Annotated in this window: 21 protein-coding genes; 18 read left to right on the top strand and 3 right to left on the bottom strand. The window is 70.2% G+C overall.

The window, feature by feature from the left end; genetic code table 11:
- Positions 1–188 precede the first annotated feature (188 nt).
- From ACIHEI_RS13700 to ACIHEI_RS13635, 14 genes are all read left to right on the top strand, one after another.
- A complete protein-coding gene (locus tag ACIHEI_RS13700) occupies positions 189–1,103 on the top strand; it encodes a Rossmann-like and DUF2520 domain-containing protein (RefSeq protein ID WP_392949741.1) in 915 nt (304 codons plus the stop codon).
- The gene (gene panC / locus ACIHEI_RS13695) at positions 1,103–2,008 is read left to right on the top strand and encodes a pantoate--beta-alanine ligase (protein ID WP_396606766.1); all 906 of its coding nucleotides are present in this window, start codon (positions 1,103–1,105) and stop codon (positions 2,006–2,008) included. The genes ACIHEI_RS13700 and panC overlap by 1 nt, the downstream gene beginning before the upstream one ends.
- Before the next feature lie 43 nt (positions 2,009–2,051).
- A complete protein-coding gene (gene panD / locus ACIHEI_RS13690; RefSeq protein WP_396606765.1) occupies positions 2,052–2,501 on the top strand; it encodes an aspartate 1-decarboxylase in 450 nt (149 codons plus the stop codon).
- A gap of 16 nt (positions 2,502–2,517) precedes the next feature.
- A complete protein-coding gene (locus ACIHEI_RS13685; protein WP_392949747.1) occupies positions 2,518–4,131 on the top strand; it encodes an L-aspartate oxidase in 1,614 nt (537 codons plus the stop codon).
- Positions 4,132–4,184: 53 nt separating this feature from the next.
- Positions 4,185–5,162 carry a carboxylating nicotinate-nucleotide diphosphorylase gene (gene nadC, locus ACIHEI_RS13680; protein ID WP_387644090.1) on the top strand — a complete coding sequence of 326 codons (978 nt, stop codon included), beginning with the start codon at positions 4,185–4,187 and terminating at the stop codon, positions 5,160–5,162.
- 23 nt (positions 5,163–5,185) lie between these two features.
- On the top strand, positions 5,186–5,980 hold the full coding sequence (locus ACIHEI_RS13675; RefSeq protein ID WP_035863765.1) for a type III pantothenate kinase: 795 nt from the start codon (positions 5,186–5,188) through the stop codon (positions 5,978–5,980).
- A 130-nt stretch (positions 5,981–6,110) separates the two neighbouring features.
- Positions 6,111–6,803: a hypothetical protein gene (locus tag ACIHEI_RS13670; protein WP_392949752.1), complete on the top strand. Its 693-nt coding sequence runs from the start codon at positions 6,111–6,113 to the stop codon at positions 6,801–6,803.
- A 230-nt stretch (positions 6,804–7,033) separates the two neighbouring features.
- On the top strand, positions 7,034–8,749 hold the full coding sequence (locus ACIHEI_RS13665; protein ID WP_396606764.1) for an LPXTG cell wall anchor domain-containing protein: 1,716 nt from the start codon (positions 7,034–7,036) through the stop codon (positions 8,747–8,749).
- A gap of 139 nt (positions 8,750–8,888) precedes the next feature.
- Entirely contained in the window at positions 8,889–10,166 is a 1,278-nt protein-coding gene (locus ACIHEI_RS13660) for a hypothetical protein (protein WP_396606763.1), read from the top strand.
- 114 nt (positions 10,167–10,280) lie between these two features.
- The gene (gene lysX / locus ACIHEI_RS13655) at positions 10,281–11,846 is read left to right on the top strand and encodes a bifunctional lysylphosphatidylglycerol synthetase/lysine--tRNA ligase LysX (RefSeq protein WP_387644084.1); all 1,566 of its coding nucleotides are present in this window, start codon (positions 10,281–10,283) and stop codon (positions 11,844–11,846) included.
- 4 nt (positions 11,847–11,850) lie between these two features.
- Positions 11,851–12,003, top strand: a complete 153-nt coding sequence (locus ACIHEI_RS13650) for a hypothetical protein (protein ID WP_387644082.1) — start codon at positions 11,851–11,853, stop codon at positions 12,001–12,003.
- A 105-nt stretch (positions 12,004–12,108) separates the two neighbouring features.
- Positions 12,109–12,501: a BlaI/MecI/CopY family transcriptional regulator gene (locus ACIHEI_RS13645; RefSeq protein ID WP_387644080.1), complete on the top strand. Its 393-nt coding sequence runs from the start codon at positions 12,109–12,111 to the stop codon at positions 12,499–12,501.
- An 11-nt stretch (positions 12,502–12,512) separates the two neighbouring features.
- On the top strand, positions 12,513–13,040 hold the full coding sequence (locus ACIHEI_RS13640) for an amino-acid N-acetyltransferase (RefSeq protein WP_387644077.1): 528 nt from the start codon (positions 12,513–12,515) through the stop codon (positions 13,038–13,040).
- A gap of 104 nt (positions 13,041–13,144) precedes the next feature.
- On the top strand, positions 13,145–13,504 hold the full coding sequence (locus tag ACIHEI_RS13635; protein WP_387644074.1) for an Lsr2 family protein: 360 nt from the start codon (positions 13,145–13,147) through the stop codon (positions 13,502–13,504).
- A 10-nt stretch (positions 13,505–13,514) separates the two neighbouring features.
- On the opposite strand, the gene ACIHEI_RS13630 is transcribed toward ACIHEI_RS13635, so the two are convergent.
- On the bottom strand, positions 13,515–13,961 hold the full coding sequence (locus tag ACIHEI_RS13630; RefSeq protein WP_396606762.1) for a hypothetical protein: 447 nt from the start codon (positions 13,959–13,961) through the stop codon (positions 13,515–13,517).
- Between the two features lie 466 nt (positions 13,962–14,427).
- Between ACIHEI_RS13630 and ACIHEI_RS13625 the strand changes: the two genes are divergently transcribed.
- On the top strand, positions 14,428–16,947 hold the full coding sequence (locus ACIHEI_RS13625; protein ID WP_387644068.1) for an ATP-dependent Clp protease ATP-binding subunit: 2,520 nt from the start codon (positions 14,428–14,430) through the stop codon (positions 16,945–16,947).
- Between the two features lie 375 nt (positions 16,948–17,322).
- Positions 17,323–19,656, top strand: a complete 2,334-nt coding sequence (locus tag ACIHEI_RS13620) for an immune inhibitor A domain-containing protein (protein ID WP_392950018.1) — start codon at positions 17,323–17,325, stop codon at positions 19,654–19,656.
- A gap of 104 nt (positions 19,657–19,760) precedes the next feature.
- Here ACIHEI_RS13620 and ACIHEI_RS13615 read toward each other — a convergent pair whose 3' ends face one another.
- A complete protein-coding gene (locus ACIHEI_RS13615; RefSeq protein ID WP_396606761.1) occupies positions 19,761–20,870 on the bottom strand; it encodes a threonine aldolase family protein in 1,110 nt (369 codons plus the stop codon).
- A gap of 341 nt (positions 20,871–21,211) precedes the next feature.
- Between ACIHEI_RS13615 and ACIHEI_RS13610 the strand changes: the two genes are divergently transcribed.
- Entirely contained in the window at positions 21,212–22,171 is a 960-nt protein-coding gene (locus tag ACIHEI_RS13610; RefSeq protein ID WP_396606760.1) for a M23 family metallopeptidase, read from the top strand.
- Positions 22,172–22,218: 47 nt separating this feature from the next.
- Here ACIHEI_RS13610 and ACIHEI_RS13605 read toward each other — a convergent pair whose 3' ends face one another.
- Positions 22,219–22,827, bottom strand: a complete 609-nt coding sequence (locus ACIHEI_RS13605) for a TetR/AcrR family transcriptional regulator (RefSeq protein WP_396606759.1) — start codon at positions 22,825–22,827, stop codon at positions 22,219–22,221.
- Between the two features lie 210 nt (positions 22,828–23,037).
- Between ACIHEI_RS13605 and ACIHEI_RS13600 the strand changes: the two genes are divergently transcribed.
- Positions 23,038–24,654, top strand: coding sequence for an MDR family MFS transporter (locus ACIHEI_RS13600; protein WP_392949772.1), 1,617 nt, complete (start codon positions 23,038–23,040; stop codon positions 24,652–24,654).
- Positions 24,655–24,783 lie beyond the last annotated feature (129 nt).

Here is a 24,783-nt window from a genome sequence, read left to right as displayed (position 1 = left end):
CCCACCCGAGCACCCACCTGGCCAACGGCGCAGCCGCTGCGCCGCGGCCGGCCGCAGCAGCGCACACCCCGCCCGTCTCCGTTCCGCTGTCGGGTCACGGGTGGGTGGGCAGGCGCAGTAACGTGCACCCCCGCAGCCCGTACCATTGAGCGGTACGTCTGGTACCCGCCGAGGACTGGAACGGAAGAGTGCTGCACGACTTCGGAGACCCCTCCGACCCCGGTAACCGCCCGGCCCGGCTCGCTGTCGGTGTGGTCGGGGCCGGCCGGGTCGGTCCTGCCCTGGGTGCGGCCCTGCAGCTGGCCGGCCATCGCGTAGTTGCCGCGTCCGGCGTCTCCGCCGCCTCGCGGCGTCGCGCCGAGGCCCTGCTGCCCGGTGTCCGCCTGGTGACGCCGCCGCAGGTGATGGCGGCGGCCGATCTGGTGCTGCTGACCGTCCCGGACGATGCCCTGCCGGATCTGGTGAGCGGTCTGGCCGCGACCGACGCCGTCCGTCCCGGCCAGATACTCGTCCACACTTCGGGCGCGCACGGCGTGGCCGTGCTGGAGCCCGCGACCCGCAAGGGCGCGTTGCCGCTGGCGCTGCACCCGGCGATGACGTTCACCGGCACCTCGGTGGATGTGGCCCGGCTGGCCGGCTGCCCGTTCGGTGTGACCGCGCCCGAGGGGTTGCGTCCGGTCGCCGAGGCGCTGGTGGTGGAGATGGGCGGCGAGCCGTCGTGGATCCCGGAGGACGTCCGGCCGCTGTACCACACGGCTCTCGCGCACGGCGCGAATCACCTGGTCACGCTGGTCGCGCAGGCGATGGAGCTGCTGCGCACCGCGGGTGTCGCCGAGCCCGGCCAGATGCTCGGCCCGCTGCTCGGCGCGGCCCTGGACAACGCCCTGCGCTCCGGCGATCTGGCCCTGACCGGCCCGGTCGCCCGGGGTGATGTGGGAACGGTGCGCAAGCACCTGGACCGACTCGCTACGGTGACCCCGGACATCGGCCAGGCGTACCGGGCGATGGCGAAGGCGACCGCGCAACGGGCGGTCGCCAACGGATCGCTGAAGCCGGAACCGGCGGCAGCACTGCTGGACGTACTGAACGAGGAGAACCACTGATGGCACGCGACAGGCGCCCGGCGAAGGCCCCGAAGGCGGCGAAGGTCCGCAAGGCGGTGCTGACCCGCACCGTCGAGGAGTTCGAGGCCGCGTTCTGGCCGGACGAGCAGCCGGTGGACAACGCCGTGGTGATGACCATGGGCGCCCTGCACCAGGGCCACGCGGCGCTGGTCCGGGAGGCCCGCCGCCAGGTCGGCAAGGACGGCCGGGTGGCCGTCACGGTGTTCGTGAACCCGCTGCAGTTCGGCGCCGGCGAGGACCTGGACAGCTACCCGCGCACCCTGGACGCGGACGTCGCGCTCGCCGAGGAGATGGGCGCGGACGTGGTGTTCGCCCCGTCCGTGGACGAGGTGTACCCGAACGGCGAGCCGCTGGTGCGCCTCTCGGCGGGCCCGATGGGCGCCGGCTTCGAGGGCGCGTCCCGCCCCGGCCACTTCGACGGCATGCTGACCGTCGTCGCCAAGCTGCTGCACATCACCGACCCGGACTTCGCGGTCTTCGGCGAGAAGGACGCCCAGCAGCTGGCGATCATCCGCCGGATGGTCGCGGACCTGGACTTCGACGTGGAGATCGTCGGTGTCCCGACCGTCCGCGAGGAGGACGGCCTGGCGCTGTCCTCCCGCAACCGCTTCCTCTCCGACGAGGAGCGCACCCAGGCGCTCGCCCTCTCCCGCGCCCTGTTCGCCGGCCGCGACGCCGGCGCCCAGGGTGCCAAGGCCGTCCGTGAGGCGGCCGCCGCCGCGCTGGACGGCGCGGAGGGCATCTCCCTCGACTACCTCGCCCTGATCGATCCGATGTCCTTCACCGAGGCGCCGGACGACTACCGGGGCGAGGCGGTGCTCGCGCTGGCGGCCAAGGTCGGTCCGACCCGGCTGATCGACAACGTGAGCATCATCGTCCGATAAGTACGGCTGTAGCCCAGGCATGCACTCAGAGAGGCGTGACCACATGCTCCGCACCATGCTCAAGTCCAAGATCCACCGAGCCACCGTCACCCAGGCCGACCTGCACTACGTGGGATCGGTGACGGTCGATGAGGACCTGCTCGACGCCGCGGACCTGCTCCCCGGCGAGCTGGTCCACATCGTCGACATCAACAACGGCGCCCGGCTGGAGACCTACACCATCGCGGGCCCGCGCGGCTCCGGCATCATCGGCATCAACGGCGCGGCCGCCCGGCTGGTCCACCCCGGCGACCTGGTGATCCTGATCGCCTACGGGCAGATGGACACCGCCGAGGCCAAGGCGTACCTGCCGAAGGTGGTGTTCGTGGACGAGCACAACCGGATCACCGGCCTGGGCGGCGACCCCGCGGACGCCCCCGAGGGCAGCGGACTGCTGCGCGGCGACGCCGCGTACGGTGGGGCGGACGGCGTGGCCGTCGCCGCCGCGCACTGAAGGAGCAGCTGAAGCCATGTCGCACCGCCTGACCGCCCCTGCCCCCGGCTGGACCACGAGCACCGACGTGGTCGTGGTCGGCTCCGGCGTGGCCGGACTCACCGTCGCGCTCAATGTCCGCAAGGCCGGTCTGCGGGCCATGGTGGTCACCAAGGCGATGCTCGACGACGGTTCCACCCGCTGGGCCCAGGGCGGCATCGCCGCCGCCCTGGGCGAGGGCGACACCCCGGAGCAGCACCTCCAGGACACCCTGGTCGCGGGCGCCGGGCTGTGCGACGAGGAAGCGGTCCGCACCCTGGTCACCGAGGGGCCGGACGCGGTGCGCCGGCTCATCGAGGTGGGTGCCGAGTTCGACCTGGACGAGGACGGCGAGATCGTCCTCACCCGCGAGGGCGGCCACCACCGGCGCCGGATCGCGCACGCCGGCGGCGACGCCACCGGCGCCGAGATCGAGCGCGCCCTGGTCGCCGCCGTCGAGGCCGACCCCGGCCTCGAACTCATCGAGCACGCCCTCGTCCTGGACCTGCTCACCGACGCCGGCGGCCACGCCTCCGGCGTCACCCTGCACGTGATGGGCGAGGGCCAGCGGGACGGCGTCGGCGCGATCCTGGCCCGCGCCGTGGTGCTGGCGTCCGGCGGCATGGGCCAGATCTTCTCGGCCACCACCAACCCGGCGGTCTCCACCGGCGACGGCGTCGCGCTCGCCCTGCGGGCCGGCGCCGAGGTCACCGACCTGGAGTTCGTCCAGTTCCACCCCACCGTGCTGTTCCTCGGCGCGGACGCGCAGGGCCAGCAGCCGCTGGTCTCCGAGGCCGTCCGCGGCGAGGGCGCGTACCTGGTGGACGCCGACGGCGTGCGTTTCATGACCGGTCAGCACGAACTCGCCGAGCTCGCCCCGCGCGACATCGTCGCCAAGGCCATCACCCGCCGGATGCACGAGCACGGCACCCGGCACATGTACCTGGACGGGCGGCACTTCGGCGCCGAGATGTGGGAGAACCGCTTCCCGACCATCCTGGCCGCCTGCCGCAGCCACGGCATCGACCCGGTCACCGAGCCGATACCGGTCGCCCCCGCCGCGCACTACGCCTCCGGCGGCATCCGCACCGACCTGCACGGCCGCACCACCGTCCCCGGCCTGTACGCCTGCGGCGAGGTCGCCTGCACCGGCGTGCACGGGGCCAACCGCCTCGCCTCCAACTCGCTGCTCGAAGGCCTGGTGTTCTCCGAACGGATCGCCGCCGACCTCGCCGAGCTCGCCGAGGCCGGCCGGCTCCCCGCCCGCACCGTGGACGCGGACGCCGCCCAGGCCGCCGCGCCGGTGCCGCTGCTGCCCGCGGAGAGCCGCGGCGCGATCCAGCACCTGATGTCCACCGGCGCGGGCGTGATCCGCTCCGCGGACTCGCTGGCCGCTACCGCGAAGGGCCTGGAGGCCCTGCCCGAACCGGCCCACCCCGCCTCCCCGTCCGTCGAGACCTGGGAAGCCACCAACCTCCACCAGGTCGCCACCGCCCTCACCGCCGCCGCCACCCTCCGCGAGGAGACCCGCGGCTGCCACTGGCGCGAGGACTTCCCCGACCGCGACGACACCACCTGGCACCGCCACGTGACCCACCCGCTCAGCAGCTGACGTCTCCCGCATCCCGCTCTTCGCGCCCCGCATCCCCCTTTGGAGCCCTCTTCATGTCCCACGACGAACTCCCCCTGCTCTCCGCCGAATCCGCCGAAGGCGGCTGTGGTGACGGCTGCGCGTGCGGTGACGGCGAGGTGTACGAGACCGGGCTCGACCCGGCGCTGGCCGAGCTGCTGGAGGAGGCCGGCCTGGACCCGGTCGAGGTCGAGGACGTGGCGATGATGGCCCTGTCCGAGGACCTGGCCGGCGGCGAGGACGTCACCTCGGTGGCGACCGTCCCCGCCGAAGCCGTCGCGACCGCGGACTTCACGGCCCGTCAGGCGGGCGTCGTCGCGGGCCTGCGGGTTGCCGAGGCGGTCGTCTCGCTGGTGTGCGAGGACGAGTTCGAGGTCGAGCGGCACGTCGAGGACGGCGCGGCGGTCGAGGCCGGCCAGGTGCTGCTCTCGGTGCGCAGCCGCACCCGCGACCTGCTCACCGCCGAGCGTTCGGCGCTGAACCTGCTCTGCCACCTGTCCGGCATCGCCACCGCGACCCGCGCCTGGGCGGACGCCCTGGAGGGCACCAAGGCGGTCGTCCGCGACACCCGCAAGACCACCCCGGGCCTGCGCGCGCTGGAGAAGTTCGCGGTCCGCGCGGGCGGCGGCGCCAACCACCGGATGGCGCTCTCGGACGCGGCCCTGGTGAAGGACAACCACGTGGTCGCGGCCGGCGGCGTCGCCGAGGCGTTCACCGCCGTCCGGGCCGCGTTCCCGGAGCTGCCGATCGAGGTCGAGGTGGACACCATCGACCAGATCACCCCCGTGCTGGAGGCCGGCGCGGACCTGATCCTGCTGGACAACTTCAGCACCGAGCAGCTGCGCGAGGCGGTCGCCCTGGTCGCGGGCCGGGCGAAGCTGGAGGCTTCCGGTGGCCTGACCCTGGCCACGGCGCGCGAGGTCGCGGAGACTGGTGTCGACTTCCTGGCCGTCGGCGCCCTGACGCACTCCTCGCCGATCCTGGACATCGGCCTGGACCTCCGCAGTTCCTGACCCTTCCAAGCAGAAAGCGCCCCATGCTCCTCACCATCGACGTCGGCAACACCCAGACCACGCTCGGCCTGTTCGACGGCGAGGAGATCGTCGAGCACTGGCGGATCTCCACCGACCCGCGCCGCACCGCCGACGAAATGGCGGTGCTGCTCCAGGGGTTGATGGGCGCCCACCCGATCGTCTCGGCGGACGACCGGGTGGCCGGCCTGGCGATCTGCTCCTCGGTGCCGGCGGTGCTGCACGAACTGCGCGAGGTGACCCGCCGGTACTACGGGGACGTGCCGGCGGTGATCGTGGAGCCGGGTGTGAAGACCGGCGTGCACGTGCTGATGGACAACCCGAAGGAGGTCGGCGCGGACCGGATCGTCAACGCGCTGGCCGCCAACCACCTCTACGGCGGGCCGTGCATCGTGGTCGACTTCGGCACCGCCACCACCTTCGACGCGATCAACGCGCGCGGCGACTACGTGGGCGGCGCGATCGCCCCGGGCATCGAGATCTCGGTCGACGCCCTGGGCGGCCGCACCGCGATGCTCCGCAAGATCGAGCTGGCCCGCCCGCGCAACGTGATCGGAAAGAACACCGTCGAGGGCATGCAGTCGGGCATCCTGTACGGCTTCGCCGGACAGGTCGACGGCCTGGTCAACCGGATGGCCAAGGAACTGGCCAAGGACCCGAACGACGTCCAGGTGATCGCCACCGGCGGCCTGGCCCCGCTGGTCCTCGGCGAGGCCGACTCGATCGACGTGCACGAGCCGTGGCTGACCCTGATCGGCCTCCGCCTGATCTTCGAACGCAACCGCCCCGCCACCGCCTGACGGCCCCTGACGCCCGGCCGGCCGCTATTGGACGGCCGACCGGGCGTCAGATGCACCATCTCATAGGCCAATCGGGACAAACACGTCCTCAATCGCCATAAGTCGGACGTACGGCACGTACTGTCGAGCCATGCCAACGCCTCACGGATCGCGCGGCGGTATGGCCTTCAGCGCCGACGAAGTCCGGGTGCTGCGCCGTGCCCTCGCCCAAGCCCTTTATCCGGCCGCGCCCGACCGGCTCCCGCTGCCCACCGCCACCGGCGAACTGTGGGCCGAGGACGTCCAGGACGCGCTTCGACTCACCGAGGCCATCGACGAAGCGGTCCAGGAAGGCGGCCGGCTGCGCACCTTCCTGCTGGCCGACCTGGGCCGCTACCGCGCCGCCCTGCCCGGCAGCGCGGGCGGCTACCTGGAACGCCTGGAGGAAGCCGTCACCGACGGCTACCTGCCCACCGCCGAAGACCTCTCCGCCCTTCGCGCCCTGTCCCGCCAGCCGTGCGGCCCGCCCGAACACGCCCGCCGCTCCCGGCTCGCCGGACGCTGCCACGCACTCGCCGAGGCGGAGGTCCGCGAGCGCCTCTCCCTCGGCTCCGGACAGCGGCACCTCGCCGCCGTACCGAGCCCCGCGCCCGAACCCCAGCCCGCCATCCCAGTTGGAGGACGGTTCCCGATGAGCGACCAGCACCCGCAGCCCCCCGCCGATCGCCCCCGGCCGCGCCGGATGCCCACCCCCGCCGAACTCTTCGGCCGCCGCACCCGCCCCGCCCCCGAACCCCCCACCGACACCGACCACCCGGAACTCGCCACCGGCACCGACGGCTGATCCACCGTCAACTCGCCCGAGCCCCCTCCCCGGAGGGGGCTTTTCGCGTGGCCACATGGAGATGTGTCGATTCGGTGAGGCCCCGGCGAAGGAGTGACGGTCAAGATTCGATAACAGGTGCGGGCGATAGCGGCGGCCGCGTCCCGAACTGTCCGGAATAGCACCGCTCCGATGGCCGAGAGTCCCCCTATCGTCTGGGTCGATCGCATCCGAAAGATCGAAGGATCACCGTGGGGAATTCGCGCATCACGCGTCCGGCCGCCCTCGCCGCACCAGTGGCCGCCGCCGCAATCCTGGCTCTCGTCTCGACGCCCGCGCAGGCCGCGGACGATCTCCGGCTCGACGTTCAGTCGGCCGTCTCCATCCCGGCCGCTCCCGACAGCGGCGACGCCACCGCGTACCAGCTGAGCCTCAACTCGCGCGGCACGCTCACCGGTTCCAGCCCGCGGGACATCGTCCTCACCTTCGACGCAACCGGGCTGGCCGGCATCGCGACCTTCGCGCCGGACACCGCGTGGGACGCCAAGTGCACCACGGCCGGGCAGGTGTACACCTGCACCTACCGTCAGTACCCCACGCCGCAGCACCCCGACTTCAACAGCCAGTTCCACCCCGTGCTGAAGGCTCTCAAGGGCGCGCCGCAGGGCACGGCCGGCCACCTGAAGATCAGTCAGGGCTGGGTCGACGGCCAGCCCAACAGCGTCGACGTCGCGGTGTACGCGGGCGGCCCGAAGCTGGAGCTCGACGCCGCCCTGGACCGCGACCCGGCCAACGTCGGCAAGCCCGGCTCGACCGTCAAGCAGTCCCTCAAGGTCACCAACAACGGGACGCTGGAGAGCGGCCAGCTGGTGGTGTCCGCCGAACTGGGACCGGGTCTGAGCTTCAAGCAGAAGTTCGCGAACTGCTCGTACGGCACCCCGGTGGACAGCTCCCCGCCGGCCTCCCGGCGCAGCGCGGCGATCTGCACCATCAACACCTCGGTCAAGCCCGGTCAGACGGTCACCATCGACCCGTTCGAGGCCACCGTCGACGCCGACGCGCTCTACCCGGACATCGAGTTCGACGTCCTGCCCCGCGCGGACGTCGGCCTGGAGTACCTGCGCGGCGCCCACCGCTTCACGCCCGCCTCCGGCAGCGGCCCGCGGCTCACCGCCGGCGGGCTGCCGGAGGACCCCGCCGCCAAGCCCGGTCCGCCGAACCTGGACCGCGCGCACAACAGGGCGATCGTCCAGTACCGGGTCGACAGCCACGCGGACCTCTCCTCCTGGGCTGTCTGGGCCCCGACCGACGGCGGCAAGAAGGGCACCCTGAAGGTCACCGCGCACAGCAACGGCCCCGCCTCGGTCGACTACCTGCGCAGTGGCAACACCATCGCCGAGTTCCTCGTGACGCTGCCTTCCGGGGTCACCGTCGCCGGCAAGCTGCCCGACGGCTGCTTCGTGCGCGACCAGCATCCGAACGTCGTCGCCTGCAACCTCCCGATGTGGCTGGCCAGCGGCGAGGACAAGTCCTTCGACCTGCCGCTCGCGGTCTCCGATCCGGCCGCCGGCCCGACGGCCGCCATCGCGCTGACCACCGAACAGGGCGGGTGGGAGAACAAGGTCGAGCCGCTGCCGTACGACCCCGACAACACCAACAACTCGATCACGCTGGCGCTCGGCAGCACCGCCACCACCGCCGAGCCGAGCCCCCCGAGCACCGGGGGCGGCCAGTCCACCCCGCCCGCCGGCGGCGGCTCGACCGGTTCGGCCTCGGCCTCGGCCGGCGGGGCGGCCCCGGCCACCAGTGGCAGCGCCTCCTCGAGCGCCGGCACCGGCGGCGGGCTGGCGTCCACCGGCAGCGAGGGCACCGACACCATGCTCTGGCTGGGTGCGGGCGCCATCGTGGTGGGCGGCGGCGTCCTGGCGCTGACCGCACGGCGCCGCAGGGCCGGCACCCACCAGTGACCCGCGCGCCCGGCGCCTGATTACCCGTCTGCCCCTCACCTCGGCGCCCGCACACGCCGCGGACGAGCTCCGGCTCAACGTCGCGCCAACCTTCTCGATCCCGGCGGCACCCGCCGGCGGCGCTGCTCCGGTGGAGCTGATGGTCAGTTCGTCCGGCCCGATCGCCGCGAACACCTCGCGCGACCTCGTCGTGAGGTTCGACGCGACCGGCCTGGACGGCATCGCCGGCTTCGCGCTCAACCCCAACTGGGGTGCCGGCTGGGGTTCCAGCTGCACCACCACCGGTCAGGTGTCCACCTGCACCTTCAACGTGCGCCCCTGGCCGGGCGAGACCACCTTCACCCAGAACTTCAACCCGACGCTGACGGCGATCGTCGGCGCTCCCCAGGGCCAGGCCGGACACCTGAAGATCAGCCAGGGCTGGGCGGGCAGCCCTGTCGGCCCAGCCACCGACGTCGCGGTGTACGCGGGCGGCCCGAAGCTGGAACTCGACCCGAACCTGGACAGCCAGCCGTACGACACCCAGCCCGGCGCGGTCATCGGCCAGCCGCTCCAGGTGACCAACAACGGCACCGTGGCGAGCGGCCGGCTGGTGGTCGCGGCTCAGCTCTCGCCAGGCCTGAGCTTCACTCAGCACTTCGCGAACTGCTCGTACGGCACCTACACGGGCACCACCGAGCCGTTCAAGTCGGCCGAGGCGGCCATCTGCACCGTCAACACCTCGGTCCAGCCCGGCCAGACCGTCACCGTCGACCCGATCCAGGCCCTCGTCGGCTCCGACGCGCTGTACTCGGACATCTCGTACACCCTCTCCTCCGACGACGACTACGCCCTCAGGTTCGTCCGCGGCAGCTACGCCTTCACGCCCGCCTCCCAGACCGGCCCTCGGCTCACCGCCGGCCTCCCGGAGGACGACAACGCCCAGTCGGGGCCGCCGACCCTCGGCCAGGCGCGGGACTACGCGGTCGTCCAGTACCGGGTCGACAACCACGCGGACTTCTCAGCCCACGGCGCCTGGGCCCCGACCGACGGCGGCACCAAGGGCACCGTGTCCGTCAAGGTGCACAACGGCGGCCCCGCCTCGGTCGAGTACCTGCGCAGCGGCAACCCCATCGGCGGTGTCCTGGTGACGCTGCCGGCAGGTGTCACGGTCTCCGGCAAGCTGCCCGCCGATTGCGGGAAGGTCAACCCGGGCCTCGTCCACTGTTACCTGCCGACCTTCCTGCTGAACGGCGCGGACCGGACCTTCGACCTGCCGCTCGCGGTCGCCGACCCGGCCGCCGCCCCGGCCGTCACCATCGGGGTGACCACCGAGCAGGGCCTGTACGAGAACGCCGTCCAGCCGCTGCCGTACGACGACGTGGACGCCAACAACACCACCTCGCTGGCGCTCGGCACCACCGCCACCCAGAGCTGACCGGACGCCAGGACACCCCGGGCCGCCCATCGCGGTCCGGGGTTCCGGCGTTGTCGGGTGCGTGGGGCGATATCCCGTGGCGGAACAGCCCGTGAGCCTGGCTACCCTGGTGGGGTGAGCGATCAGAGCACTCTCCCCGCGACCGACGACCTTCCCGAGCAGATGCGCGTCCGGCGCGAGAAGCTGGACCGGCTGCGGGCCGCCGGCATCGACCCTTACCCGGTCGGTTTCCCCCGCACCTCGACCATCGCCGAGCTGCGCGACAAGCACCCGGACCTGGCGCCGGACACCGCGACCGGCGAGCGGGCGGGCATCACCGGCCGGGTCATCCTGGCCCGCACCGGCGGCAAGCTCTGCTTCGCCACCCTGCGCGACGGCTCCGGCGACCTCCAGGTGATGCTGTCCCTGGACAAGCTGGGCGAGGAACGGCTGGCCGCCTGGAAGGCCGACATCGACCTCGGCGACCAGGTCGGCGTCGAGGGCGAGGTGATCACCTCCCGCCGCGGCGAGCTGAGCGTGATGGTGGACCGCTGGGAGCTCACCGCCAAGTGCCTGCGCCCGCTGCCGGACAAGCACAAGGGCCTGACCGACCCGGAGGCCCGGGTCCGCCAGCGCTACGTGGACCTGATCGTGAACCCCGAGGCGCGCGAGATGCTGCACCTGCGCACCCGGGTGATCCGCTCGATCCGCCGCACCTACGAGGACCGCGGCTACCTCGAGGTCGAGACCCCGATGCTGCAGCCGATCCACGGCGGCGCCAACGCCCGTCCGTTCAGGACGCACATCAACGCGTACGACATCGAGCTGTACCTGCGGATCGCGACCGAGCTGTACCTGAAGCGGCTGGTGGTCGGCGGCGCCGAGAAGGTCTTCGAGATCAACCGGAACTTCCGCAACGAGGGCGCGGACGCCACCCACAACCCGGAGTTCACCGCCCTGGAGTCGTACGAGGCGTACGGCGACTACGACACCCAGGCCGAGCTGATCCGGGCGATCATCGTGAACGCCGCGCAGGACGCGCTGGGCACCACCGTGGTCAAGGGTCTCGGCCCGGACGGCGTCGAGCACGAGATCGACCTCGCCGAGCCCTGGCAGGAGGTCTCGGTCTACCCGGGCATCTCCGCCCACCTGGGCACCGAGGTCACCCCGGCCACCACGGTGGACGAGCTGCGCAAGCTCGCCGACGAAGCCGGCATCCCGTACGAGAAGGAGTGGGGCCACGGCCAGATCGTCCTGGAGATGGTCGAGCGCCTGCTGGAGCACCACGCGATCAAGCCGACCTTCATCAAGGACTACCCGACCGAGGTGTCCCCGCTGACCCGCCAGCACCGCTCGATCGAGGGTGTCGCGGAGAAGTGGGACCTGGTGATCTTCGGTACCGAGATCGGCACCGCCTACTCCGAGCTGATCGACCCGGTCGAGCAGCGCGCCCGCCTGACCGCGCAGTCGCTGCTGGCGGCCGGCGGCGACGTCGAGGCGATGCAGCTGGACGAGGACTTCCTGCGCGCCCTGGAGTACGCGATGCCGCCCACCGGCGGCCTCGGCCTGGGTGTGGACCGCCTGATCATGCTGCTGACCGGCAAGAACATCCGCGAGACGGTGCTGTTCCCGCTGGTGAAGCCGGAGAAGGCCGGTAAGAGTGACAAGGCCGCCGAAGCCGACGAGGACACCGAGGAGTAAAACCATGGAGTACGTCAGCGCGATCGTGCCGCCACTGGTCATGGCGATCGGTTTCGCCTTCCTGGTGCGGGCCATCATCCGCAGCCAGGGCGGCGCCCAGAAGGCCAAGGAGGACGCCGCCGCCGAGGCGATGGTGTCGCGTTCCTCCGCCGAATAGTCCGACCGCAGACCGGCGCGCCGTTCCCTCTTTCGGGGAGCGGCGCGCCGGTCTGTTTGCCATTTGCCGCCCTTTGTCCGATTCGGTCCTATCCTGGGCCGCACTATGGTGCGGCAACTCGGAGAACTCGAGAACGACATCATGACCCGGGTGTGGCAGTGGAACCGCCCGGTCACCGTTCGGGAGGTTCTGCAGGATCTGCGTTCGGAACGTGAAATCGCGTACACAACAGTGATGACGGTGCTCGACAAGCTCTATCGAAAGGGCTGGGTGCGCCGGGAGCGCGCCGGGCGCGCATACCGATATGAGCCGGTGTCCTCACGCGAGGCTTACACCGCCGCGCTGATGAACGACGCCTGGGCGACGAGTGACAATCCGGCCGCGGCCCTGGTGCACTTCTTCGGGATGATGTCGCCGGAACAGCGCGAGTGGCTGCGGGACGCTCTCCGAGTGGCCGGGGCCGATACCGAGGAGACCCGCCCGCCCGAGGCACGATAACGTTCCCAGGCATGGAGGTCACCATCCGCCGTGCGCGGACCACCGACGTACGCGCCGTTCGTCGGCTCATCGACACGTACGCCCGCAACGGCATTCTGCTCGACAAGCCGACCGTCACGCTGTTCGAATCCGTCCAGGAGTTCTGGGTCGCCGAACGCGACGAGGACGGCCGCGTGGTGGCCTGCGGCGCGCTGCACGTGATGTGGGAGGACCTGGCCGAGGTGCGCACCCTCGCGGTCGATCCGATCTGCAAAGGCCTCGGCATCGGCCACCAGCTACTGGACAAGCTGCTGGAGACGGCGCGCTGGCTCGGCGTCCGTCGGATTTTCTGCCTGACGTTCGAGGTGCCGTTCTTCTCGAAACACGGCTTCGTCGAGATCGGCGAAAACGACGATCGTACGGCAGACCCGGCGGTCGTGGCCACAGAAGTCTATGAAGAACTTCTGCGCTCGTACGACGAAGGTGTCGCCGAGTTCCTCGACCTGGAGCGGGTGAAGCCGAACACGCTGGGCAACTCGCGCATGCTGCTGCACCTCTGATCCGGCTCTGCGGGCACGGCGAGCGGCACAGGGGTTTGTGTTTTCCGGGAAAAGGCGCTTTCCTTTCACTAGGCAATGGACCGTTATCGCGGAAAGGGAAGCCCGTGGCACAGAGGGTTCAGGTCATTCTGGAAGACGATCTCGACGGTGGCTCCGCGGACGAGACGGTGACGTTCGCCCTGGACGGCGTGGCCTACGAGATCGACCTGAAGAGCGACAACGCGGACAAGCTCCGCGGTCTGCTTGCCCCGTACGTCGAGAAGGGCCGCAAGCAGAGCGGTCGGCTGACCGCCCCGCGTCGCGGCGGCAGCACCCGGGGCGCCGGTCGCTCCGCCGCCTCGACCGGACAGGCCGACACCGCCAAGATCCGTAACTGGGCGAAGGAGAACGGCTACCCGGTCAACGACCGCGGCCGTGTCCCGAGCAACGTGCGCGAGGCGTACGAGAAGGCCAACGCCTCCTGAGGCGTACGGCTCACCACCGCGCGGGCGGCAACCCCAGCCGCTCCCGCGCACAGGCGTCCGCCAGGGCGTCCAGCAGGCAGAGCAGGTCGGGCGAGCGCAGGTCCAGTGCGGGCCGCTCGGAGCCGACCCGCAGCCAGTCGGCGGTCCGCGGTTCGGGCACCCGGGGCTCTCCCGGGTGCGCCGTGACGGCGTCGATCGGCAGCCGCAGTTCGGGGCCCCAGCCGAGCCAGCCCAACAGGTCGGGCACCGGCTCGGCGGCTCCGGGGGCGAGCAGGAAGGCGGCCCGGCCGCCGCGCCGCAGCACCGGTCCGGTGGTGCGGCCGAGCCGGTCGAGGCGGCCGAGGGCGGCCAGTGCGGGCCGCAGCGGTGCGATCACCAGGTCCGTTCCGGCCCGGCCGGGGACGGTCGTCCGAGGTGCCCTCGAGGTGCAGGCGGCGGCCGGCGGCGGACTGGTCACGACCTGTGCAACGCTGGAGTGAGCGACCCGGTCACGACCGCCACCGGTGTGGCAGTACGTCACGCGCGGGCAACCTGACCGGCCGTCACTCCGGGTGCCCGGTCGGCCGACTTCTCGCCAGGCGAACAAGCACCCCCCGTAAACCGCGCGAAACCCGCCGCCCAACCGGGTATGAATGCAGGTGGACGGGGTCGCAGGAGCCCGGCCGCAGCACTGCGCGGGGCCGGTTCACCGGTTCCACCGGACTGTGTTCGCCGTTGGCGTAGCGGTATCCGGTGCATCGGGCCCGCCGCTGGGAACACCGTCTCCCAGCATCAGGTTGGGAAAGGTGTCGGCTGGTCGCGCAGCATGTTTCTCCCGCTCCGGTGGGAGTTCCGTAGCCGCGCCGCTGAGCGGGACTAGCATGCGGAAGGACAGGGCGGGGACGGCCCCCGAACTGACCGACCGCTCTGAGGAGCGATTAACGATGTTCGAGAGGTTCACCGACCGCGCGCGGCGGGTTGTCGTCCTGGCACAGGAAGAAGCCCGGATGCTCAACCACAACTACATCGGCACCGAGCACATCCTCCTGGGCCTGATCCACGAGGGCGAGGGTGTCGCCGCCAAGGCGCTGGAGAGCCTCGGCATCTCGCTCGAGGCGGTCCGCCAGCAGGTCGAGGAGATTATCGGCCAGGGCCAGCAGGCCCCGTCCGGCCACATCCCCTTCACTCCCCGGGCGAAGAAGGTGCTGGAGCTGTCGCTCCGCGAGGCCCTTCAGCTCGGCCACAACTACATCGGCACCGAGCACATCCTGCTCGGCCTGATCCGCGAGGGCGAGGGCGTCGCCGCCCAGGTCCTGGTGAAGCTCGGCGCCGACCTGAACCGGGTGCGCCAGCAGGTGATCCAGCTGCTGTCCGGCTACTCCACCAGCGGCGGCAAGGAGTCCGCCACCGCCGGTGGCCCCGCCGAGGGCACCCCGTCCACCTCCCTGGTGCTCGACCAGTTCGGCCGCAACCTGACGCAGGCCGCCCGCGAGGCCAAGCTCGACCCGGTGATCGGGCGCGAGAAGGAGATCGAGCGGGTCATGCAGGTGCTGTCCCGCCGCACCAAGAACAACCCGGTGCTGATCGGCGAGCCCGGCGTCGGCAAGACCGCCGTCGTCGAGGGCCTGGCCCAGGCGATCGTCAAGGGCGAGGTCCCGGAGACGCTGAAGGACAAGCAGCTCTACACGCTGGACCTCGGCGCCCTGGTGGCCGGCTCGCGCTACCGCGGTGACTTCGAGGAGCGCCTGAAGAAGGTGCTCAAGGAGATCCGCACCCGCGGCGACATCATCCTGTTCATCGACGAGCTGCACACCCTGGTCGGTGCGGGCGCCGCCGAGGGCGCGATCGACGCCGCCTCCATCCTGAAGCCGATGCTGGCCCGCGGTGAGCTGCAGACCATCGGTGCCACCACGCTGGACGAGTACCGCAAGCACCTGGAGAAGGACGCCGCGCTGGAGCGCCGCTTCCAGCCGATCCAGGTCGCCGAGCCCTCGCTCCCGCACACCATCGAGATCCTCAAGGGCCTGCGCGACCGGTACGAGGCGCACCACCGCGTCTCGATCACCGACGCCGCCCTGGTCGCCGCCGCCACCCTGGCCGACCGGTACATCTCGGACCGCTTCCTGCCGGACAAGGCGATCGACCTGATCGACGAGGCCGGTTCCCGGATGCGCATCCGCCGGATGACCGCGCCGCCGGACCTGCGCGAGTTCGACGAGAAGATCGCCGAGGTTCGCCGGGAGAAGGAGTCCGCGATCGACGCGCAGGACTTCGAGAAGGCCGCGTCGCTTCGCGACAACGAGAAGCAGCTGCTCCAGGCGAAGGCCAAGCGGGAGAAGGAGTGGAAGGCCGGCGACATGGATGTCGTGGCCGAGGTGGACGAGGAGCTCATCGCCGAGGTCCTGGCCACCGCCACCGGCATCCCGGTCTTCAAGCTGACCGAGGAGGAGTCCTCGCGTCTGCTGCGCATGGAGGACGAGCTGCACAAGCGGGTCATCGGCCAGGAGGACGCCATCAAGGCGCTCTCCCAGGCGATCCGCCGTACCCGTGCCGGCCTGAAGGACCCGAAGCGCCCCGGCGGTTCGTTCATCTTCGCCGGCCCCTCGGGTGTCGGTAAGACCGAGCTGTCCAAGACCCTGGCGGAGTTCCTGTTCGGGGACGAGGACGCGCTGATCGCGCTCGACATGTCCGAGTTCTCGGAGAAGCACACCGTGTCGCGGCTGTTCGGCTCCCCGCCCGGATACGTGGGTTACGAAGAGGGCGGCCAGCTCACCGAGAAGGTGCGCCGCAAGCCGTTCTCGGTCGTGCTGTTCGACGAGGTCGAGAAGGCCCACCCGGACATCTTCAACTCGCTGCTGCAGATCCTGGAGGACGGTCGCCTGACCGACTCCCAGGGCCGGGTCGTGGACTTCAAGAACACGGTCATCATCATGACCACCAACCTCGGCACCCGGGACATCTCCAAGGGCTTCAACCTGGGCTTCGCGGCCACGGGTGACGTCCAGACCGGCTACGAGCGGATGAAGGCGAAGGTCGGCGAGGAGCTCAAGCAGCACTTCCGTCCCGAGTTCCTGAACCGTGTCGACGACATCGTGGTGTTCCACCAGCTGTCCGAGGCGAACATCATCGAGATCGTCGACCTGATGATCGCGAAGGTGGACCAGCGGATGAAGGACCGCGACATGGCCATCGAGCTCAGCGCCGAGGCGAAGAGCCTGCTGGCGAAGCGCGGTTACGACCCGATCCTGGGCGCCCGTCCGCTGCGTCGCACGATCCAGCGGGAGATCGAGGACCACCTGTCCGAGAAGATCCTGTTCGGTGAGCTGCGGGCCGGCCACATCGTGGTGGTCGGCGTGGAGGGTGAGGGCAAGGCTGCCAAGTTCACCTTCCGCGGCGAGGAGAAGTCCCCGGTGGCGGACACTCCGGCGGCGGTCTCGGCGACCGGTCCGGATCTGACGAAGTAATAGCGCCACAAAGCGCGATCCAAGCCTCCGCCCCCGACCTGATCAGGTCGGGGGCGGAGGCTTTTCTGCGTTCGGGTTTTCAGTTGAAAAACTGTTTAGGTTTCCGTGCGCTGTGAATGCGGACGTTTGGAAGGCCGAACGGGTGGGTTCCGGCGCGGTGCGAGTGCGACCGACCCTCCTCCTGCCAGCGCCGTAGGTAGATTGACGGATCGTCAGATCATTTGAGTTGCCGGAGCATAGCGGCGTGGCCATGGCAAGGTCAAGGTCTTTCTTTTTTACCCGACCTTGGGTCAAATGTCGTCCACCTGTCTTGCATTGGTTCACCGGATCGGCCATCCGCCGCACCCGGTAAGGGGAGGACGTCCCACGTTGAAGATGACCAAGAAGGTCGCCGCGGCCTCCGCCGCCATCGCGGTGACCGCCGCGCTTGGTGTCGGCATGCTGCCGGGCACGGCTACCGCCGCGCCGGCGACGCCGGTCCTGAAGGACCCGGCCGACGCCATTCAGAACGACACGGTGCCGCGCGAACTGCAGAGCCCGCTGATCGACAAGGTTGAGGGCGAGCAGAAGGCTGCGATAGAGCAGCTGATCAACGGCACCGCAAAGATCGAGAAGCACGGCAACAGCAGCGCGGTGAAGCTCGGCCGCGACAAGTACGTCGAACTCTCCCGTGAGCGCACCGACCGGATCTTCACCATTCTGGTCGACTTCGGCGACCAGGTGGACAACACCACCAAGACCGCCGACGGCAAGGTGAAGTACGGCGGTACCCCCGGCCCGGCGCACAACAAGATCGAATCCCCGGACCGCGCCAAGGACAACTCCACTGCCTGGCAGGCGGATTACAACCAGGCCCACTACCAGGACCTGTACTTCGCGGCGAACAAGCCGTCGCTGAAGACCTACTACGAGAAGCAGTCCTCGGGCCGCTACTCGGTCGACGGCCTGGTCACCGACTGGGTGCGGGTCCCGTGGAACGAGGCCCGTTACGGCTCGGACTACTGCGGCCAGCACATCTGCGCCAACGCGCAGGACCTGATCCGCGACGGCATCAACGCCTGGGTCGCCGACCAGAAGGCCAAGGGCCGCACCGACGCGGACATCAAGGCCGACCTGGCGCAGTACGACCAGTGGGACCGTTACGACTACAACGGCAACGGCAACTTCAACGAGCCCGACGGCTACCTGGACCACTTCCAGATCGTCCACGCCGGTGAGGACCAGTCGGCCGGCGGCGGCGCCCAGGGCACGGACGCGCTGTGGGCGCACCGCTCGTACGTGTACGCCAACCAGGCCGGCAAGACCGGTCCGGCGAACAACAAGCTCGGCGGCACCCCGATCGGCGACACCGGCCTGTGGGTCGGCGACTACACCATGCAGCCGGAGAACGGCGGCCTGGGCGTGTTCGCCCACGAGTACGGCCACGACCTGGGCCTGCCGGACCTGTACGACACCTCCGGCACCGGCATCGACAACTCGGTCGGCTTCTGGTCCCTGATGTCCTCGGGCTCCTGGCTGGGCGAGGGCCGCAACGAGATCGGCGACATGCCGAACGACCTGGACATCTGGTCGAAGCTGAAGCTCGGCTGGCTGGACTACGACACCGCCAAGGCCGGCAAGAACGCTGTCAGCCTGCTCGGCCCGGCCGAGTACAACAACAAGCGCAAGCAGGGTCTGGTCGTCGACCTGCCGGCGAAGACCGTCACCACCGAGATCAACACCCCGTTCGCGGGTGGCAACGAGTGGTGGAGCGGCAGCGCCGACAACCTGAACGTCTCCCTGACCCGTGACGTCGACCTCACCGGGAAGACCTCGGCCTCGCTCACCGCGAAGGCCTGGTACGACCTGGAGCAGGACTACGACTTCGCGTACGCCGAGGTCTCCACCGACGGCGGCAAGAACTGGTCCTCGCTGGCCGGCACCTTCAACGGCAAGGCGCTGCCGGAGAACTCCATCACCGGCAACTCGGCCGGCTGGGGCGACCTGGCGTTCTCGCTGGACGCGTACGCCGGCAAGGCGATCAAGCTGCGCTTCCACAACACCACCGACCCGGGCGTCCACATGAAGGGCCTGGCCCTGGACGAGATCGCGATCACCGCGAACGGTGCGACGATCTTCACCGACGGGGCCGAGAACGGTGACAACGGCTGGACCGCGTCGGGCTTCTCCCGGATCTCCGGCAAGTTCAACAAGGACTACGACCAGCACTACCTGGTCGAGAACCGTCAGTACGTGTCCTTCGACAGCACGCTGAAGACCGGCCCGTACAACTTCGGTTCGGCCGCCCGCCCCGACTGGGTCGAGCACTACGCCAACCAGAACGGCATCCTGATCTGGCTGTGGGACTCCTCGCAGTCCGACAACAACGTCGCCAACCACCCCGGCCAGGGCCTGATCCTCCCGATCGACGCTCACCCGGCCCCGCTGAAGTGGAACGACGGCACCCTGATGCGCCCGCGCTTCCAGGGCTACGACTCCACCTTCCGCTTCGACCGCACCACCGGTCTGCAGCTGCACCGGGCCGACGCGCTCACCAAGATCCCCAGCGAGCGCGGCGTGACGGTCTTCAACGACCGCACCAACAAGTACTGGGACGAGAGCAACAAGTACAGCTCTGTCCAGGTGCCGAACACCGGTACCCAGATCGAGGTGCTGTGGCAGTCGCACAACGAGCTGGAGGCCCTGATCCAGGTCAAGCGCTCCAAGTGACGCTTGTCTGAGGACGGCTGAACAGCAGGACTGAGCGAAGAGCCCCGGCGGTTTTCGGACCGCCGGGGCTCTTTGTCGTTGTCGGAGGGTGTTGTCGGAGGGCGTTATCGGAGCAGGGCGAGGAAATCCGTCATCGCCTCGGTGATCTCCTCGGCGCTCCACTCCAGGGCGGCGGCGGCCACCGTCACCTCGGTCATCGCCGCGCCGGGCTGCGGGCCGGGCTCGAACCAGCCGCCGAACAGCGACACGCCCTGCTCCTTGGCCTGCCGATGGCCGGCCTCGATCAGCTGTTCGGCCGGGTGCGGCAGCCAGAGCTGGAACTGGTGGGTGTGCGGCGGCTCCGGGTTGATCCGGGCGCCGGGGGTCTCGGCGAGCGCGGCGGCGACCACCTTGGCGTGCGCCACGTAGTCGGGCAGCCGGGGCAGCTCGCGGTCCAGGCCGGCCAGGGCGGACAGCACCGCGGGCCACTGCTGCCACAGCTTGCCGCCGAAGCGGTGCCGCCAGACCTTGATCCGGCGGACGAACTCCTCCTCGCCGGCGACCAGGGCGCCGCTGTGTCCGCCCAGCGACTTGTAGCAGGAGACGTACACCGACCCGGCACGGGCGCAGATCTCCGGCAGGCTCCGGCCCAGGTGTGGGGCGGACTCCCACAGCCGGGCGCCGTCCAGGTGGACGGGCAGGCCGCGGTCGGCGGCGAAGTCGTAGAGCGCGGACAGTTCCTCCCAGCTGGGCAGCAGGAAGCCGGCGTCGCGCAGCGGGAGTTCCAGCATCAGCACGTCGAACGGCTCGTCCAGGGCGGCCAGGCCCGCAGCGGTGGGCTGACGCGGGCCTGTGGCCTGCGGGACGGAGCGCAGACCGCTGAGCACCTGGTGGGCGCGGCGTTCGTGCACTTCGGGGTGGGCGAGCGGGTGCATCGCGACCACCGGTCCGTGGGTGTCGGCCCAGGTCTTCAGGGCGGCCTGCTGGGCCATCGTGCCGGTGGGGAAGTAGGCGGCGTCGGGCTTGCCGAGCAGGTCTGCGGTGCGGCGCTCCAGGGTGCGGACGATGCCGTCGCCGTACAGGTCGGTGGGCTCGTCCAGCGGGTAGGGGCCGTCGGCCAGTGCGGCGAGTTCGGCGAGCGACTCGCGGACGGTCTGCGGGCGGCCGCCGGACAGCAGTCGGTGGGCCTGGCGGCGGGCGGCGAAGCGGCGATCCTGCACCGGGGTGTCGTTCATCAGCTGATCATCTCCGACGGCTGGGTGGATCGGATGGCGCAGCTGGTTCGAAAGCCGGTTTTACCCGGGGCGGTTCGGGATCAAACCGGCCGCTTGCCGGTGGCGATGCTCACAGGGCTTCGACGACCTACGACCGACAGTAGGAGGTTTACGGGCTTATCTGCCTGTTTGTCCGACACCCGAGGTCGCTATTTCGTGAGCTTCATCCACTACCCACCGTCGTACGTCACACCTTTGGGCCTGCCCCCGGGGCTCGTTTACACCTGGAGTCGTTCCACCAGTTCGGCGAGCCACACCGGCTCGGCCCCGCTCTGGCCCCGTCCGTGAGGTACCGACTCCCGATGCGTTCTTTCCCCGCCACCGGCCGCCGGATTCTCCAGGCGATCAGCACCCGCCACGTCCACGCCGTCACCGCTTCCGACTCCACCGCCGCTGCGGCCCCGGCCCGCCGGACCCCCGCCAAGGCCGCCGCCGGCATCGCCGTGGTCGCCTTCGGCGCCATGCTGATCCCCGCCGGACACGCCTCCGCGCAGACCGTGCCGGACACCCTCGCCAGCTCCCCGTTCGCGGCGGACACCCACCTGGAGGGCGGCGCCCTCGATCTGTCCGCGCCGGTGGCCCACCAGGACGACGCCAGCCCGCTGGCCGTGGTGGCCAACAACCTGGAACACCTCGCGATCCCGACCGACGAGCACCCCGCCGACGAGCACGCCGCGAACGAGCACCCGGCCGACGCGCACCCCGCGGACGAGCACACGGCCGACGCGCACCCCGCCGACGGGCACCAGGACCAGGCGCCGCAGGCCGAGCAGCCCGCCGCCCCGGCCGAGCAGCCCGCGCCGGAGCCCGCTCCCGCGCCCGAGCCCGCCCCGGCCCCCGCGCCGGCCAAGGTCGACTGGTCCTCCCCGGCCCCGGGCGCGCCGATCAGCAACCCGTACCACAAGACCAACCCGTCGTACGCGGCCGGCTACCACACCGGCACCGACTTCGCGGTGTCCGTGGGCACCCCGCTGGTGGCGGTCGGCAACTCGACCGTGGTGTCGTCCGGCTGGGCCGGCGCATACGGCAACCAGGTCGTGCTGAAGCTGTCCGACGGCCGCTTCGCCCAGTACGCGCACCTGTCGCAGCTCGGGGTGAAGGCCGGGCAGCACGTGAATGCCGGTGACCAGATCGGCAAGTCCGGCAGCACCGGCAACTCGACCGGCCCGCACCTGCACTTCGAGATCCGTACCGTCAACCAGTACGCGAAGGTGACCGACCCGATCGGTTACCTGAAGGGCCACGGCGCGAACAACTTCTGATCCGCCGCACCCCCGCCCCGTCGCCGGGGCCCCTCGAGCCGTCCGCGTCAGTGCGCGGGCGGCTCGATGTGTGCGGCGACCTCCAGGGCGACCTCCAGGGCCGCCTCCGTCGCCTCCTCCAGGCTGCTGGTCGGCTCGGCCGGCTCCTGGCCGCGCTCGCACAGGTCGGTCCTGAGCAGGAACATCGCCGAGTGCATGGCGGTCAGCGCGACGGTGGCGCGCAGCTTGTCGCGGAAGCTCGGCTCCGGCCCGTGCAGCAGGGTGATCATCTTGATCATCCGCTCCTTGAACGCCAGCCCGGCCTCGGACTCCCGCAGCGCGGGCTGGTTCTCGTGGAAGAAGCGCAGCAGCGGCGCCCGCTCGCCCATGCCGGCGGCGAACCGGCGGATCAGTTCGTCGCGCAGCTCGGGCGACCAGTCCTTGTCCTCACCGAACGCGATGGCGTCGTCCAGCGGAGCGGCCATCTTCTCGACGATGCCGCGGACGATGTCGTCCTTCGTCTTGAAGTGGTAGTACAGGGCGGCCTTGGTGACGCCGAGGCGGTCGGCGATCTCGCGCAGCGAGGTCTTCTCGTAGCCGTGCTCGGCGAACAGCTCCAGCGCCACGTCGATGATCCGCGCTCTGGTGTCGCTGCGGGGGCTCTGGGGTGTGGTCATCGCTGGCGGCCTGCCTCATGAAGCGGTGCGGACGGGTGTCAAAGTCCGTTTCTTGTTCGCATTCTCCCTGCCCAGGGGGGATGCATCGAAACTGGCTTGACGACCGGCTAGGGAACAACTTACCGTGCCGAACGGCAATTAACTAGCCGGTCGTCAAGTAAGTACCGTCGCGGACAGCACCGCGGCACTGCGCCCCGGGAGAGACGCACCATGACAACTCAGCAGTCCGAGGCGGCTCCGGAGGAGCCTGCCGTCGCCCTCGGCAAGGACGACGGATTCGAGCAGCGGCCGCACCGTGAGGTGCGCCTGGTGATGATCGGCCTGGTGATCACCATGCTGCTCGCCATGCTCGACAACCTGATCGTCGGCACCGCGATGCCCACCATCGTCGGTGAGCTGAACGGCGCGGAGCACATGTCCTGGGTGGTCACGGCCTACACCCTGGCGACCGCCGCCTCCACCCCGATCTGGGGCAAGGTCGGCGATCTGTACGGCCGCAAGGGTTCGTTCCTGGTCTCGATCGCGATCTTCCTGCTCGGCTCGGCGCTGTCCGGCATGTCGCAGACCATGACCCAGCTGATCGCCTTCCGCGCCGTCCAGGGCCTGGGCGCCGGCGGTCTGATGGTCGGCGTGATGTCGATCATGGGCGCACTGGTGCTCCCCCGCGACCGCGGCAAGTACCAGGGCATGTTCGCCGCCGTCATGGCGCTGGCCACCATCGGCGGCCCGCTGATCGGCGGCTTCATCACCGACCACCTGAACTGGCGCTGGACGTTCTACGTCAACCTGCCGCTGGGCGCGATCGCGCTGGTCTTCATCGTCGTGGTGCTGAAGCTGCCCAAGGTCCGCTCCAACGCCAAGATCGACTACCTCGGCGCGGCGCTGCTCACCATCGGCATCGTCTCGATGGTGCTGATCACCACCTGGGGCGGCCACGAGTACGCCTGGAGCTCCAAGCAGATCCTCGGCCTGGGCGCGCTGTCCGTCGCCTCGATCATCGGCTTCTGCTACGTCGAGCAGCGGGTCGCCGAGCCGATCATCCCGCTGGCGCTGTTCCGCAACCGCAACTTCACCATGGTCTCGATCATCGGCTTCATCGTCGGTTTCGCGATGTTCGGCGCGGTCACCTTCCTGCCCACCTACCAGCAGATCGTCCAGGGCGCCTCGGCGACCAACTCCGGCCTGCTGCTGATGCCGATGATGTTCGGCATGCTGGTGATCTCGCTGGTGGTCGGCCAGGCCATCACCAAGACCGGCAAGTACCGGATCTACCCGATCATCGGCACCGTGGTGATGGGTGGCGGCTCGCTGCTGCTGTCCACGCTGTCCGTGGACACCTCCAGCTTCGCCTCGTCCTGCTACATGGTGGTGCTCGGCGCCGGCATGGGCTTCCTGATGCAGGTCACCATGCTGGTCGCGCAGAACAGCGTGGAGATGAAGGACATGGGCGTCGCCTCGTCCTCCGCCACCCTGTTCCGCACCATCGGCGGCTCCTTCGGTGTGGCCCTGTTCGGCACCCTGTACATCAACCAGGTCAACGACGCCATCAAGAAGCTCCCGCCGGAGGTCCTGCAGCACATGCAGCAGGGTGGTGGCGGCGAGGGCATGTCGGCGATGAACCCGGCCACCCTGAGCAAGCTCCCGGCCAACGTGCTGGACGCCTACCAGCACGGCATCTCCAACGGCATGCACACCGTCTTCCTGTGGGGCGCGGTGATCAGCCTGGTCGCCGTCGTCGCCTCGCTGTTCCTCCGCGAGGTCAAGCTGCGCGGTGGCGCGGACGCCGCCGAGGCGAAGGCCGACGCCGCGCTGGAAGGCGCGATGTAACGCCCGTCCAGGCATGACGACGGCCCGGGACCGACCTTAGGTTCTAGAGATCGTCGCAACACCCCAGTGCAGGGGGAGCGATGGACTTCGAGATCCGGGACCGGTCTGTGAACCGGGGGTGCCGGGCGC

It is taken from the genome of Kitasatospora sp. NPDC051984 (genome assembly GCF_044593455.1).
In the GTDB taxonomy this organism is placed as follows: domain Bacteria; phylum Actinomycetota; class Actinomycetes; order Streptomycetales; family Streptomycetaceae; genus Kitasatospora.
This window is presented reverse-complemented; position numbering and strand designations above follow the sequence as displayed.

What these genes read in the sequence shown, in the direction of transcription:
- panC (WP_396606766.1), top strand. Translation starts at nt 1,103, where the DNA reads ATGGCACGCGACAGGCGCCCGGCGAAGGCCCCGAAGGCGGCGAAGGTC.
- panD (WP_396606765.1), top strand. Translation starts at nt 2,052, where the DNA reads ATGCTCCGCACCATGCTCAAGTCCAAGATCCACCGAGCCACCGTCACC.
- ACIHEI_RS13685 (WP_392949747.1), top strand. Translation starts at nt 2,518, where the DNA reads ATGTCGCACCGCCTGACCGCCCCTGCCCCCGGCTGGACCACGAGCACC.
- nadC (WP_387644090.1), top strand. Translation starts at nt 4,185, where the DNA reads ATGTCCCACGACGAACTCCCCCTGCTCTCCGCCGAATCCGCCGAAGGC.
- ACIHEI_RS13675 (WP_035863765.1), top strand. Translation starts at nt 5,186, where the DNA reads ATGCTCCTCACCATCGACGTCGGCAACACCCAGACCACGCTCGGCCTG.
- ACIHEI_RS13670 (WP_392949752.1), top strand. Translation starts at nt 6,111, where the DNA reads ATGCCAACGCCTCACGGATCGCGCGGCGGTATGGCCTTCAGCGCCGAC.
- ACIHEI_RS13660 (WP_396606763.1), top strand. Translation starts at nt 8,889, where the DNA reads ATGGTCAGTTCGTCCGGCCCGATCGCCGCGAACACCTCGCGCGACCTC.
- ACIHEI_RS13650 (WP_387644082.1), top strand. Translation starts at nt 11,851, where the DNA reads ATGGAGTACGTCAGCGCGATCGTGCCGCCACTGGTCATGGCGATCGGT.
- ACIHEI_RS13645 (WP_387644080.1), top strand. Translation starts at nt 12,109, where the DNA reads ATGGTGCGGCAACTCGGAGAACTCGAGAACGACATCATGACCCGGGTG.
- ACIHEI_RS13640 (WP_387644077.1), top strand. Translation starts at nt 12,513, where the DNA reads ATGGAGGTCACCATCCGCCGTGCGCGGACCACCGACGTACGCGCCGTT.
- ACIHEI_RS13625 (WP_387644068.1), top strand. Translation starts at nt 14,428, where the DNA reads ATGTTCGAGAGGTTCACCGACCGCGCGCGGCGGGTTGTCGTCCTGGCA.
- ACIHEI_RS13620 (WP_392950018.1), top strand. Translation starts at nt 17,323, where the DNA reads ATGACCAAGAAGGTCGCCGCGGCCTCCGCCGCCATCGCGGTGACCGCC.
- ACIHEI_RS13615 (WP_396606761.1), bottom strand. Translation starts at nt 20,870, where the DNA reads ATGAACGACACCCCGGTGCAGGATCGCCGCTTCGCCGCCCGCCGCCAG.
- ACIHEI_RS13610 (WP_396606760.1), top strand. Translation starts at nt 21,212, where the DNA reads ATGCGTTCTTTCCCCGCCACCGGCCGCCGGATTCTCCAGGCGATCAGC.
- ACIHEI_RS13605 (WP_396606759.1), bottom strand. Translation starts at nt 22,827, where the DNA reads ATGACCACACCCCAGAGCCCCCGCAGCGACACCAGAGCGCGGATCATC.
- ACIHEI_RS13600 (WP_392949772.1), top strand. Translation starts at nt 23,038, where the DNA reads ATGACAACTCAGCAGTCCGAGGCGGCTCCGGAGGAGCCTGCCGTCGCC.